This window comes from Leclercia sp. EC_58 (assembly GCF_019584355.1).
Taxonomy (GTDB): Bacteria; Pseudomonadota; Gammaproteobacteria; order Enterobacterales; family Enterobacteriaceae; genus Enterobacter.
The window spans coordinates 4,182,989-4,196,651 of sequence record NZ_VDAM01000001.1; the positions used below are offsets into that span (position 1 = coordinate 4,182,989).

A 13,663-nucleotide genomic window follows, 5' to 3' on the forward strand; every position below is an offset into this window, starting at 1 on the left:
TTAGCGTGAAGAGAGGCTAACGCTGGCAATTTCTTCTTCCGTTAACGGGCGGTATTCGCCTGGCTCAAGGTCCGGGTCGAGAGTGATAGCCCCGATCCGTTCGCGATGCAGACCGACAACGTGATTTCCCACGGCAGCAAACATGCGCTTCACCTGATGATAGCGCCCTTCGCTGATGGTCAGACGCACCTCGGTTGGGGTAATGACTTCCAGCACGGCAGGTTTGGTCAGATCTTTTTCATTATGCAGCTGAACGCCGTGGGCGAACTGCTCTGCCGTACTGTCGCTCACCGGATTTTCCAGCGTCACCAGATAGGTCTTTTCACAATGGTGGCGTGGCGAGGTGATCCGGTGTGACCACTGACCGTCGTCGGTCATCAGCACCAGGCCGGTGGTATCGATATCCAGACGCCCGGCGGCATGCAGTTTGTGGGCAACCGGCTCATCGAGAAAATAGAGCACGGTGGGATGGTCGGGATCGTCGGTAGAGCAGACATAGCCTTGCGGTTTATTGAGCATGAAGTAGCGCGGGCCATTCTGCTGCGTCAGCGAATTGCCTTCGTACTCAACCTGATGGTCAGGCTGGAGTTTGAACGCGCTGTCTCGCACAATATCACCCTCCACGGTAACGTGGTTGGCGCGGATCAGACGCCCGGCAATAGCGCGGCTTACGCCGAGTTGCTGAGCGATAAACTTATCAAGTCGCATGAAATATTTTAAGCCTTAAAGGTGCCAGGAGCCGGACAACGCGTCCGGAAAAGAAGCAGTCAGGAACAGCCAAGTATAACGGGCTCTGTGCGCCACTCAAGGGAAAAAGTTTCGTGGCATAATATGAGCGAGATAACCAAACCGAGACCCCATGACCTTTACACTTCGCCCTTACCAGCAAGAAGCCGTGGACGCTACCCTCGCCCACTTTCGTCAGCATAAAGAACCGGCGGCCATTGTCCTGCCCACCGGCGCGGGCAAAAGCCTGGTGATCGCCGAGCTGGCGCGCCTGGCCCGGGGCCGCGTGTTGGTGCTGGCGCACGTCAAAGAGCTGGTGGCGCAGAACCATGCCAAATATCTGGCGCTGGGTCTGGAGGCTGATATTTTTGCCGCCGGTCTACAGCGTAAAGAGAGCCACGGCAAAGTGGTCTTCGGCAGCGTGCAGTCGGTGGCGCGCAACCTGGACAAGTTTCAGAGCGAATTCTCGCTGCTGATCGTGGACGAATGCCACCGTATCAGCGATGACGACGACAGCCAGTATCAGCAGATTTTAACTCACCTGAAGAGCGTGAATCCGCAGATCCGCCTGCTGGGGCTCACCGCCACGCCGTTCCGCCTCGGCAAAGGCTGGATTTATCGCTTCCATTACCACGGCATGGTGCGCGGCAATGAAAATGCGCTGTTCCGCGACTGCATTTACGAGCTGCCGCTGCGCTACATGATCAAACACGGCTACCTTACCCCACCGGAGCGGCTGGATATGCCGGTGGTGCAGTATGATTTCAGCCGGTTGCAGGTGCAGAGTAACGGCCTGTTCAGCGAGGCGGATCTCAACCGCGAGCTGAAAAAGCAGGATCGTATCACTCCCCATATCATCAGCCAGATCATGGAGTTTGCCGCCGAACGTAAAGGGGTGATGATTTTTGCCGCCACCGTGGAGCACGCCCGGGAAATCACCGGCCTGCTGCCTGCCAGCGAGGCCAGGCTTATCACCGGCGAAACGCCGGGCAGCGAGCGCGACCGGCTGATTGAGGATTTTAAGGCGCAGCAGTTCCGCTATCTGATCAATGTGTCAGTGCTTACTACCGGCTTTGATGCCCCGCACGTCGATCTGATCGCCATTCTGCGCCCGACCGAATCCGTCAGCCTTTACCAGCAGATTGTTGGCCGCGGCCTGCGACTGGCCCCCGGTAAAACCGACTGCCTGATCCTGGATTATGCCGGGAACCCGCATGACCTGTATGCCCCGGAAGTGGGTGTGCCAAAAGGCAAAAGTGACAACGTGCCGGTACAGGTGTTTTGTCCCGCCTGCGGCTTTGCCAATACCTTCTGGGGTAAAACCACCGCCGACGGCACGCTAATTGAACACTTTGGCCGTCGCTGCCAGGGCTGGTTTGAAGATGACGAGGGCCATCGCGAACAGTGTGACTATCGCTTCCGCTTTAAAAACTGCCCCCAGTGCAACGCCGAGAACGATATCGCCGCCCGCCGCTGCCGCACGTGCGATGCGGTGCTGGTCGATCCCGACGATATGCTGAAAGCGGCCCTGAAGCTGAAGGACGCCCTGGTGCTGCGCTGCAGTGGAATGGCGCTGGCACACGGTGCCGATGATAAAGGCGAATGGCTGAAAGTCACCTACTACGACGAAGATGGCGCCGATGTAAGTGAGCGCTTCCGTCTGCACACGCCCGCCCAGCGCACCGCCTTTGAACAACTGTTTATCCGCCCGCATACCCGTACGCCCGGTGTACCGCTGCGCTGGATCACCGCGGCGGATATCGTTCATCAACAGCCGCTACTGCGTCACCCGGATTTTGTGGTGGCGCGGAAAAAAGGGCAGTTCTGGCAGGTGCGAGAAAAAGTGTTTGATTATGAGGGCCGCTTCCGCCGTGCCAATGAATTGCGGGGATAGCGGGACTTTTCATTGATGTGAAAGCCATTTGAGTATAAAATGCCGCCCGCTTCACATCCGTGAGGCAGAACACTCACCTGTTGCTGGGTCGCCTGTAGCAGGATTTTTTATACAGAGAGAAATCAATGTTCACTATCAATGCAGAAGTACGTAAAGAGCAGGGTAAGGGTGCGAGCCGCCGCCTGCGCGCAGCTAACAAATTCCCGGCCATCATCTATGGCGGCGAAGCTGCTCCTGTCGCAATCGAACTGGACCACGACAAAGTGTGGAACATGCAGAACAACGCTGAATTCTACAGCGAAGTGCTGACTCTGGTTGTTGACGGTAAAGAAGAGAAAGTTAAAGCTCAGGCAGTACAGCGTCACGCTTTCAAGCCAAAACTGACTCACATCGACTTCGTTCGCGCTTAATCGCAAACTTGTCGAAAAAAAACCCCGCATTGCGGGGTTTTTTTATGGCCGTTATTTGCCGCCAGAGGTGCGACGCTGCAGCTGATCCCGCAGATTTGGCGGCGTGCCTTTAATGGTCAGCGTGTCGGTCGCCGGATCCCAGAAAATGCGCTCGCCGAGCAACATGGCATCAAAGTTGATGGTTAATCCGCCGCCGCTACCGGCAAATTTGGTGAGCTGACGCAGCGTACTGCGATCCGCCGGGAAGCTCTCTTCCAGCTCGTAGCCTTTCTCTGCCGTGAATTCCTGGAAGCTCACTTCGCTGACGCCCGCCAGCTCTTTGGAGAGCGACTCCAGTTCAATCTCTTCGCCCGCCTGCAGCTGTTCGTTGCAGTAGGCATAAACCTGCTGACGCACGTTCTGGCGTTCCGCTTTGTCCAGCTCGGCTTCTGCGGTGAAGTCATCTACCGCCTGCAGCAGGCCTTTATTCTGCGCTTTGGCATTCAGCCCCTCGCTGGCACCGAGGAAATCCATAAAGAAGTCGGCCACCTTACGCCCTACCCGGCCTTTCAGGAAGGTCAGATAGCGGGTGGATTCAGGATTAGTTTCCCATTCGGTCAAATCGATACGCGCCACAATATCCGCGTGGTTGATGTCCAGATAGTGGGTCGAGCTGATATCCAGCTGCTCGTTGACGCGCATGCTGCTTAAGTTGTTCAGCACCGCCACCAGCAGGTACTCGACCGCCAGGTAACGATAGTGGCAGAACAGGACGATGCCACCATCGGCAAAGGGGTATTTTGCCAGCTCATCGCGCAGGCGGCCGGTGGCGGCCCGGCTGAACGCGAGAAAATCGTCTTCACCCTGACGCTGCTGGCGCAGCGCCTGCGCCAGTTCGCTCTCTTCGCTGAACAGGCCGTAGGCTTTGTTTTTGGCACTGTAAACCCGATGCAGCTCCGCCATCATGTCAACAACGGTAGGCGTCGGTTCCAGTAACGAATCGCGCAGCACCAGCTCAAGGGTTTGCTCATCACGCTTGATAAGCTGGTGCAGGGCAATCTGGTTGATATCCAGACTCATGTTAAACTCTCCTTTTAGACCGGGCCGTATTCAACCACCCCCCAGTCATGTATGCAACCGAAGATAAAAAAGGGGAAAAAAAGCTGTTGCTACGGTAATATGTTGCCCTTTCCTCCACAAACAGATTTAGATTTATGCCACAACTCTCCCGCTACAGTGATGAACACGTTGAACAAATGCTCAGTGAGCTGCTCAACGTACTGGAAAAACATAAGGCACCGACCGACCTTTCCCTGATGGTTCTGGGAAATATGGTGACTAACCTTATCAATACCAGCGTTGCGCCGGCCCAGCGCCAGGCGATCGCGAAATCTTTCGCTCAGGCCTTACAGTCCTCGGTTAACGACGACCAGGCGCACTAAGGGAAACGAACGACAGTTTATGGTGACGAATCGTCAGCGCTACCGTGAAAAAGTCTCCCAGATGGTTAGCTGGGGGCACTGGTTTGCCCTGTTTAACATTCTGCTGGCGATGGTGCTTGGCAGTCGTTATCTGTTTGTCGCCGACTGGCCGACGACGCTTGCCGGACGGGTCTTCTCCTGGATAAGCGTCATTGGCCATTTCAGCTTTCTGGTCTTCTCCACCTATTTACTGATCCTCTTCCCGCTGACGTTCATCGTCATGTCACAGCGGCTGATGCGGTTTATCTCCGCTATTCTCGCCACCGCAGGCATGACGCTGCTGCTTATTGACAGCGAAGTCTTTACCCGTTTTCACCTGCATCTTAATCCCGTCGTCTGGGAACTGGTGATCAATCCCGACCAGAACGAAACGGCGCGCGACTGGCAACTGATGTTCATCAGCGTGCCGATTATCCTGCTGATTGAGATGCTGTTTGCCACCTGGAGCTGGCAAAAACTGCGCAGCCTGACGCGGCGCCGTCGCTACGCCAAACCGGTGGCCGCCCTCTTTTTTGTGGCCTTTATTGGCTCGCACTTTATGTATATCTGGGCAGACGCCAACTTCTACCGCCCCATCACCATGCAGCGCGCGAACCTGCCGCTCTCCTATCCGATGACCGCCCGTCGCTTCCTGGAGAAACACGGTCTGCTGGATGCGCAGGAGTATCAGCGCCGCCTGATTGAACAAGGGGATCCTGAAGCGGTATCGGTGCAGTATCCGCTGAGCGATCTGCGCTACCGTGACATGGGTCAGGGACAAAACGTTCTGCTGATCACCGTCGACGGCCTGAACTACTCGCGCTTTGAGAAACAGATGCCGGCGCTGGCGGAGTTCGCCGAGAAGAACATCAGCTTTACCCAGCATATGAGCTCCGGTAACTCGACCGATGCCGGGATCTTTGGCCTGTTCTACGGCATTTCACCTGGCTATATGGACGGCGTGCTGTCATCGCGTATCCCTGCCGCGCTCATTACCGGGCTCAACCAGCAGGGCTATCAGCTGGGGCTGTTCTCTTCAGATGGTTTCAGCAGTCCGCTCTATCGCCAGGCGCTGCTGTCCGACTTCTCACTGCCGACCACGCAGAGCCAGTCCGACGAACAGACCGCCGGGCAGTGGATCAGCTGGCTGCACCGTTATGCCCAGGACGACAACCGCTGGTTCTCTTGGGTTGCCCTGAACGGCACGACGCTGGATGACAGTAACCAGAAAACCTTCAACCGCCGCTATGCGCAGGCCGCAGGCAATGTCGATACCCAGATTGCCCGGGTGCTGGACGCGCTGCGTGAATCCGGCAAGCTGGAGAATACCGTGGTGGTGATCACCGCTGGCCATGGCGTACCGCTGGGCAGCGAGCGCAACGATGTTGACTGGGCGCGCCCTCGCCTGCATGTTCCGCTGGTGATCCACTGGCCTGGTACGCCGTCGCAGCGCATTAACATGCTGACCGATCATAAAGATGTGATGACCACCCTGATGCAGCGTCTGCTCCACGTCAGCACGCCAGCTAATGAGTATTCCCAGGGTCAGGACCTGTTCAGCGCAACGCGTAGTCATAACTGGGTGACGGCTGCCAGCAACAACACGCTGGCCGTCACAACGCCAACCCTGACGCTGGTGCTGAACAGTAACGGTAATTACAAAACCTATAATCCGCAGGGTGAGAAACTCAACGACCAGACGCCGCAGTTAAGCCTGCTGCTACAGGTGCTGACGGATGAGAAACGGTTTATTGCTAACTGATTTAATATTAATCAGTTAGCCTGCACCACCCTTGCAATAAATGCGGAAATAGGTAGTATGAATTTCACATGTCGGCACGTAGCGCAGCCTGGTAGCGCACTGTCATGGGGTGTCAGGGGTCGGAGGTTCAAATCCTCTCGTGCCGACCAAAAATTCCTCAAAAAAACCAACCTTCGCGGTTGGTTTTTTTTTGTGTCGTCCACCCGGGAGCATCATGCCAGGCAGGCGCGTCATACCTGATTTGCCTGTTTTTTAACCACACTCGGTTGAATTTGAGAGCGAAAAGTGTCTAATCAACAAAAAATGCAGGCGAGTGGCAGTAAATCTACTTAAATCACAAAAAACAATTATAACTCGAGCCGATTAAAGCACGCCTTTTAAGCCAGAAAAAATAAACAGTTAAGAAAATCTGTAATAAAAGTCCGTAATCAACACCCTTTTTACTTAAACACTTACGATATACCTTCCTGTGATAGATAATAATAAAATATGTATTGGATAAATTCATTCATAGAATTTATTAAGCGAACCTATAATACATTCGCTGTGCTAATGGTTTAATAAACACTGGTATGGCAGTCATTTTAATTTAAAATTGAATTCAATTAATCGCCTGTACAAACAAATACCTACTCATTAAACTAGCCTCACATTCGAAACATGAGACGTTTGAATGTAATTCACTAAACGGAAACTCCCGGCAATATAATATTCCCAGTTCACTGCGAATATTCACTTAATATATAAGATTGCTGACGACTTATTACGCCAGGTGAATAAGACTGCTCCACCATAACGGATTAATACACTAAAGGAATAAAAGATGAAAAAATTAATGTTAGCTGGTTGCATCGCTGCCGCTTTTGTTTGCTCTAACGCTATGGCAGATGTGACTGCTTCCGCTACCGCTACCTGGGATGCAAGCGCAACTAAAGATACTACCAGCGCACTGGTTGTGACCCCACTCAAATCTCTCTCTTTCCAGTATGCAGAAGGCATTCAGGCGTTTAACACCCAGAATGGCGCTTTCGACATCACTATTAAAGGCCAGTCTGGTGCTACCGACTTCCTGCTGACCTCTCAGATCGTGACCAACACTCTGAGCCGCGCTACTGATACCTCTACGCTGGACGTAGGTATTAAATGGAATGGCCAGGCTCTGAGCAAAACCGAAGCTTTAAAACTGATCGATACTGCTAATAACGTCTCTGCAGGTCTGGACGCGCTGGCTGTAAGCACTGCTTACGCAGGTAAAGATCGTACTTCTACTCAGGGTAACTTCACCTTTGGTATCGACTCTGCAACCAGCGACGGCACCAACAAAGTTGAGTTCGCCGATCTGAACGACGGCTACTGGAGCGGCGACGTTAAGGTACAGTTCAACGCAGTGTGGACTACCGCTTAATTATTACCCCCGCAGTACCCCTCTAATGGAAAGAGACAAGGAGACTATTAGTCTCCTTTTAATGTAAGGATACCCCATGAAATTAAGTTATCTTTGCGCGGCTGCGTTATCTCTGGCAATTGTGTTTCCTGCCCAGGCAATTAACGTTGGGGATGTCACCTCAATAATAACCTCAAAAAATAATAGCCTGGCAAAAGAGATTGAGAATAACACCGAGGCTGCGCGATTCGTTACCGTTAAAGTTGAAAGACTATCCTCCCCGATGGCTGATGGCAAAATCATTCCAATGGCAGATCGGTCCGAATTACTTTCAACACCAGCAAGTTTAATATTACCCGGCTATGCCAAAGAAAACTTCCGTTTCATTTATAACGGACCAGCCGATGATAAAGAGCGCTATTATCGCCTGTCATGGACTGATGAACCCATCTCAGAATTTGACGGCACCAAAGAAAGCAAGCTCGGTCAGGCGACCACCTCAGCAGTGATTGGTACCATTCTGGTTGTTGCACCACGTAAAGAGCACTTCGACTACAAACGCCAGGGTGGCGAGATAACCAACACAGGCAACGTTTCTTTCCGTGTTATTTCCTATGGTCCTTGTAAAGATAAAAAGAAGGATGACGGAAAGGGCTGCCGTGAAAGATATAATTTAATGCCCGGGCTCAGCGTAAAAATAAAACATACCGATCTCAACAATAAAATGACCCGTATTGGCATCTGGCATGGTGAGCAGTTAATTCACGCAAAATAGAGACTATTATGGATAAGTCGGATTTAAATAAGGGATCTGTATTCTGCGGGCTCATGTTGACCGCTGTTATTGTTTACCAGCAAATTCCGCCGTACCTCTTCAGGTTAATAATCAAGTCATCCCTGCTGCTTTCGCCTACGCTCTTCAGCAGGGCATGACGATCCCCGTTTTTATACGATATGATGGTGAAAAGGCAGTAGCCCCCAGTCGTCAAAAAATCGCTGATGCAATCATCTCCGTTAGCGATGGTGTTTTTGTTATCAATCAGATCACGCTTTCTGATCTGCCAAACAGAACGGAGCTGGCTTCTCAGCTTAAAACCGTTATCAGCGAGTTGAAGGACGCCAAATTTAACGATGGGAATCGAATCCAGCTCAATAATGACGCCTCTATCATTCTGGATACCCGTTCGTTTTATCTTGAACTGCTGGTCAGCAGAGAGGCGATGGACGCGGCAATAATACCGCGCACCAATATACTGGGCGAATCATCTTCAGATCAGCTTTCTAACATTCTTAACTACAGTGTTGGGAGTTATTACAGCCAGTACGACGAGGATAACAACGGCAGCAGTTATATCACTCTGGATAACTCTACGTCGCTGCGCGAGCACCATGTAAACCTTAACGGTTCTGTTTATGGTGTTGGTACCAAAGATAATAAAAGCGAGCTGTATCGCGCAATGTATGAGCGCGACTATCAGGGTATGCGTGTTGCCGCAGGGATGGTGGATACATGGAACCTGCAGTCGATAGCCAGCATGAGCGCGCTGAATTCCAGCCGCATTTACGGGGTTAGCCTTGGCAATAAAAGCAGCACCCGAATTGAAGATAATACCTTAACGCTGGTACCTATTACCGTGTTCTTACCTGCCGCAGGCGAGGTACATATTACGCGTAATGGTAAGCTGCTCAGCATTCAACAATTTTCAATGGGTAGCTATGAGGTTGACACCTCTAAGCTACCGTTTGGTGTCTACAATGTTGACGTGTCTGTGATAGTGAACGGCAAAGAGGTTAGCTACCGAACCACGCAAATCAACAAGACGTTTGCGCGCGAATCAAGCGTTACGGGTCTTATCGACTGGCAGCTGTTTTCTGGCATGCTTAAATACAATAAGATGGATTATCGTGACCATGACAACATCGATTATGGTGAAAAAGATACCTGGGTCGCCGGCGCAGCGTTGGGAACACGGCTACCTATATTATCCGGCGTAAATATTAAATCCACCCTTTATGGTTTTGACAACAATGGCGTCAATGAGTCGGAAATTAACGTCGAGTTTAACGATCTCTTCAGCGCCAACCAGCAACTGCTGCTGGCAACAGACAGCAGCTGGCAGAGCATCAGTACGCTGAACTTTGCTCTTCCGGGCGGTTACGGCAATATCTGGGCATCGCGCCAGTTTAGCCATATAGGCGATAAACTGCCGATGTACAAAAGTGACTATACGACTATTGGCGCCAGCACCAATCTGAACACATTTATTCCGGGGTTAGGGAGTCTCTCCGTTAGCTACTCAAAGGATAAATACAACAACAATGATTACACTAACGTAGATTACAGCCAGTCGCTTTATAATAACCGTTGGGCCACGCTCACGATGCGCACCGGTATCCAGCGCTATTCTTATCGTGATAACGGTAACGTCAGCGATAAATACATTAACCTGGATTTAAGCTTACCGCTTTCAACCTGGTTAAGTACTGGCATGTCCAGTGAAAATGGCGCTACGCTGGCGAACGCAACGCTCCGTAAAAGTTTTGACAACAGCCCAATTACTCAGGTTGGGGCATCAGTGTCGAAGCGTATTAGCGGCGGTGACGAGAGTGATAGCAATAGCTACCAGTCTGACGATTTCGCCATCAACGGTTATGCCTCTTATGATACGAAATACAATACCGGAACCGTTTCGGCAACACGCTCTTCAGATAATAACACCAACCTGACCCTCAACTCTCAGGGTAGCGTTGCGTGGACGAAAGAGGGTGTTAACCTCGGTAAAGGTACGGATAATTCCGGTATTATTATCAACACTAACTTCGCGGAAGAAGGTCAGATGACGGCGCAAATTAATGGCCACAATTACCCTCTCACCGGTAAAAGTAATTACATCAGCCTCCCCGCTTACGCTGAATATAAAGTTGAGCTAATGAACGACAAAAACTCGATGGATAGCGTAGAGATCGTCCGCGGGCGTCGCAGTAATGTCGTGCTGTATCCAGGTAACGTCAGCGTAATTACACCTGAAGTCAAGCAGCTGGTCACCGTATTTGGCCGTATGAAAAACCTTAACGGCAAAGCTTTTTCCAACGTCAATATTCGTAACCACATTGGCAAAACGACAACCAACGATCAGGGCGAGTTTGCCATGGATGTAGACAAGCGCTACCCGGTCATCACGTTAATTGACCAGCAGGGCGGCGTTTGCGAAGCCGACCTGGAACTGACCAAAGCGCGTGGTGCCGTATGGATGGGTGATATTCCGTGCCATCCACAGGTTCAGTCAGCATCTAATAAAGGAGCGCAGCCTAATGTTTAACAGACAGACGTTAGCACTTATTATTTTCAGCCTTGCTATTACCTTTTTAAATTCCAGGGCCGCGTACGCAGTACATATGTATAATGAGGCAGCTGTCTCTAACTCCTATTTGTTTATTGAAAACAACGTCGATAATGAATATTTTCTGACTTCATCGTCCCTCGATCCCCGCTTTACGGGCGCAAATACCTGGACCCGGTATAAAACCAACCAGGATAGTATGGGATACATGGGCGTCGTTGGCTGGCATAAAACAAATACCTGGGTGGATATGTGGATTGATAATTCCCCCATTAATGGTCCCTTAATGGGGCTCCGCTGCCGTCTCCAGAACGGAGGGACATGTCCCTCTACAGGCTATCTCGAGGCGGGCGCCAGGGACAACAGCGGCTTTTATCACGCTCGTGCCGGTAATAGCTTATATAACGGCTCGTATGGTTTTGCCTCATTTAGCCCAGCAGCGTATAATTACTTTAAGGATCAGCCGGTTGGAACGCAGGATAGCTTTGACCTGAACTACTGCTACAGTGACACGGACTACGACTACGCTGCCGGTGAACGTTGTAATACCCTCAGCACCGGCTACTGGCACAAGCGTATATTTAACGTCACAAAGCTGGGCCATCTCAGGCTCCAGAGCACGGGCGCCCTGGCGGAAGTCTGGATCGCCAGCGACGGCACACCGAGCGTAAACATTGGTTCTGAATATTGCCAGGTGGGGGTGGTCAGCAACGTCAGGGGGCTGATTTGTAAGATGGCCGCTTACTCCCTGCAAGAAACCCAAAAGATCAATTCGCTTAATTTTAAGATGATAATTGATAACTCGAAGCTTGGTTTTAGCCCATACGCGTCAGACGTAAAATACAGTGGCGATGCCAGCAAATGGTATAACTTCAGTAACACTACCGCTTACAGCAACGTTTTCACCACCGGTGGTGATTACGTCTATGCCTTTATCTCGGATAGCTTTTTCCAAAAAATGGTTAAGGCGGGGACAAGTATTAGTGCCAATGACAATATTTTTACTCTGAATTTTAATAACACCAACACACCCGAGTCGGGTTACTATCAATTCACGACCTCGACGACGCTGAATATCGTTCCCAAAGAGTATGGTATTAGCATTGTTTCAGCAGATGAAAAGGCGAACCCTAAACAGTCTGGCAAAATTGACAGTGATAAACCCATTGAGTTTGAGTACCGTATTACCACATCGGCTCCGCGTCAGGCTGACAGCATTACCGTCCAGGTCGTCGGCGAGAGCGCGACCATTCAGCGCACCCCGTACTGCGTGTTTACCTCTGCCGATGAAACGTTGAAGGTGCCGGTTCCGGCCTATATCTCGCTCACCAGTAATACGGGAGCCACCATTACTAAGAGAAACAGCTGCTCGGACGCGCCGATCAATATTACTCGTGCCAATTGGGTACAAACGGCGTGGAACGCCAATCTCGATGATTCATTTTATTACAGAGCAAATATTAAGCTGATCTTCCCTATGAATGACTCTCACTCGCAATTTACGCTTTCTGGTCAGGACTGGATGGGCACCGTGAGCGCCAGCGGGGAGATCAAGGCGACGGCAACCTGGGTGGGCGTCGATCGTTCATCTTAAGCCTGGTGCGCAAAGGTCTATGTTTATGAGAAAAGCGGGTTTCACAATCCCGACGCTATTGGCAGCGCTGCTATCCATTAACACGGCACATGCCGTCTGGTTTAGCGCGCTTATCTACGATATGCCGGCAGACAAAGATTTTGTCTCCCGGCCAATCTATAACGATACCGACCGAACAAATCTGTATAACATCAGCGCCTGGAAAATTGACAGGCCTGGCAATGGCGGTGAAAACAAAATTAGCGACCAGGATCTGGAGATCCTCTGGGCACCGCTGAAGTTTTCGCTCGCGCCCCTGCAAACAGACTATTTTAAACTCTATTATCGCGGCCCAAAGGATGATAAAGAACGTTATTTCCGGGTCGTGTTTAAGGAGATCCCGCTTCGTCTCTACCCGCTGCAGAAAACCGGCAGTAATTTAAACGTGCTGCCGGTGACCTCGATGAGTACCATACTCGTCGTTCGTCCGCGTAAAATTAAACTGGCTTATAAAGTCGATGAGCAAAAAGGCATTATCGAAAATACCGGCAATACCTTTTTCAGGGTGATTATCCAGAAAGGTTGCGAGGGCGATGATGAAAGTTCAACGCAGTTTTATATGTTGCCGGGAGAAAAGTATCAGGATAAAAGCGTAAGCGTAACGAATAGAAAATTTATCGTGGCGCAGGAGAAATACATTAAATTAGGTAATGGATGCTTCCATAATTAGCGATTGGTAAACCATAAGTCCCTCTGAACAGAAGCCGGGGTAATGACTCCAACTTACTGATAGTGTTTTATGTTCAGATAATGCCCGATGACCTTGTCATGCAGCTCCACCGATTTTGAGAACGACAGTGACTTCCGTCCCAGCCTTGCCAGCTTCTGTTTCTATCAGCTGTCCCTCCTGTTCAGCTACTGACGGGGTGGTGCGTAACGGCAAAAGCACCGCCGGACATCAGCGCTATCTCTGCTCTCACTGCCGTAAAACATGGCAACTGCAGTTCACTTACACCGCTTCTCAACCCGGTACGCACCAGAAAATCATTGATATGGCCATGAATGGCGTTGGATGCCGGGCAACCGCCCGCATTATGGGCGTTGGCCTCAACACGATTTTACGTCACTTAAAAA

Annotated in this window: 13 protein-coding genes and 1 tRNA gene; 11 read left to right on the plus strand and 3 right to left on the minus strand. The window is 51.0% G+C overall.

Going from position 1 to position 13,663, the window contains the following annotated elements:
- The gene (gene rsuA / locus FHC51_RS20425) at positions 1 to 708 is read right to left on the minus strand and encodes a 16S rRNA pseudouridine(516) synthase RsuA (RefSeq protein WP_220436469.1); all 708 of its coding nucleotides are present in this window, start codon (positions 706 to 708) and stop codon (positions 1 to 3) included.
- A gap of 151 nt (positions 709 to 859) precedes the next feature.
- On the opposite strand from rsuA, the gene FHC51_RS20430 reads away from it, so the two are divergent.
- A complete protein-coding gene (locus FHC51_RS20430; protein WP_220436470.1) occupies positions 860 to 2,620 on the plus strand; it encodes a DEAD/DEAH box helicase in 1,761 nt (586 codons plus the stop codon).
- Positions 2,621 to 2,745: 125 nt separating this feature from the next.
- On the plus strand, positions 2,746 to 3,030 hold the full coding sequence (gene rplY, locus FHC51_RS20435; RefSeq protein WP_103180382.1) for a 50S ribosomal protein L25: 285 nt from the start codon (positions 2,746 to 2,748) through the stop codon (positions 3,028 to 3,030).
- A 51-nt stretch (positions 3,031 to 3,081) separates the two neighbouring features.
- On the opposite strand, the gene yejK is transcribed toward rplY, so the two are convergent.
- Complete coding sequence (gene yejK, locus FHC51_RS20440) at positions 3,082 to 4,089, minus strand: nucleoid-associated protein YejK (protein WP_220436471.1); 1,008 nt, start codon at positions 4,087 to 4,089, stop codon at positions 3,082 to 3,084.
- A gap of 134 nt (positions 4,090 to 4,223) precedes the next feature.
- Between yejK and FHC51_RS20445 the strand changes: the two genes are divergently transcribed.
- From FHC51_RS20445 to FHC51_RS20480, 8 genes are all read left to right on the plus strand, one after another.
- Positions 4,224 to 4,451: a YejL family protein gene (locus FHC51_RS20445; protein WP_032612681.1), complete on the plus strand. Its 228-nt coding sequence runs from the start codon at positions 4,224 to 4,226 to the stop codon at positions 4,449 to 4,451.
- 19 nt (positions 4,452 to 4,470) lie between these two features.
- Positions 4,471 to 6,231, plus strand: a complete 1,761-nt coding sequence (gene yejM / locus FHC51_RS20450) for an LPS biosynthesis-modulating metalloenzyme YejM (protein WP_220436472.1) — start codon at positions 4,471 to 4,473, stop codon at positions 6,229 to 6,231.
- Between the two features lie 72 nt (positions 6,232 to 6,303).
- Positions 6,304 to 6,380: transfer RNA gene (locus tag FHC51_RS20455), tRNA-Pro, on the plus strand.
- Positions 6,381 to 7,054: 674 nt separating this feature from the next.
- A complete protein-coding gene (locus FHC51_RS20460) occupies positions 7,055 to 7,636 on the plus strand; it encodes a common pilus major fimbrillin subunit EcpA (protein WP_220436473.1) in 582 nt (193 codons plus the stop codon).
- A 76-nt stretch (positions 7,637 to 7,712) separates the two neighbouring features.
- On the plus strand, positions 7,713 to 8,390 hold the full coding sequence (locus FHC51_RS20465; protein ID WP_103824987.1) for a hypothetical protein: 678 nt from the start codon (positions 7,713 to 7,715) through the stop codon (positions 8,388 to 8,390).
- A gap of 154 nt (positions 8,391 to 8,544) precedes the next feature.
- The gene (locus tag FHC51_RS20470) at positions 8,545 to 10,935 is read left to right on the plus strand and encodes a CS1-pili formation C-terminal domain-containing protein (RefSeq protein ID WP_255584937.1); all 2,391 of its coding nucleotides are present in this window, start codon (positions 8,545 to 8,547) and stop codon (positions 10,933 to 10,935) included.
- Positions 10,928 to 12,550 (plus strand): fimbrial protein, encoded by a 1,623-nt coding sequence (locus FHC51_RS20475; RefSeq protein WP_220436474.1) that lies wholly within the window; start codon positions 10,928 to 10,930, stop codon positions 12,548 to 12,550. The genes FHC51_RS20470 and FHC51_RS20475 overlap by 8 nt, the downstream gene beginning before the upstream one ends.
- 25 nt (positions 12,551 to 12,575) lie before the next feature.
- Positions 12,576 to 13,259, plus strand: a complete 684-nt coding sequence (locus FHC51_RS20480; protein ID WP_114388379.1) for a fimbria/pilus periplasmic chaperone — start codon at positions 12,576 to 12,578, stop codon at positions 13,257 to 13,259.
- Between the two features lie 53 nt (positions 13,260 to 13,312).
- Here FHC51_RS20480 and FHC51_RS20485 read toward each other — a convergent pair whose 3' ends face one another.
- Positions 13,313 to 13,387: an IS1 family transposase gene (locus FHC51_RS20485; RefSeq protein ID WP_001554537.1), complete on the minus strand. Its 75-nt coding sequence runs from the start codon at positions 13,385 to 13,387 to the stop codon at positions 13,313 to 13,315.
- A gap of 17 nt (positions 13,388 to 13,404) precedes the next feature.
- Here FHC51_RS20485 and FHC51_RS20490 point away from each other — a divergent pair.
- The coding region (locus FHC51_RS20490) for an IS1-like element transposase (RefSeq protein WP_255585102.1) at positions 13,405 to 13,663 on the plus strand (259 nt) is incomplete at its 3' end.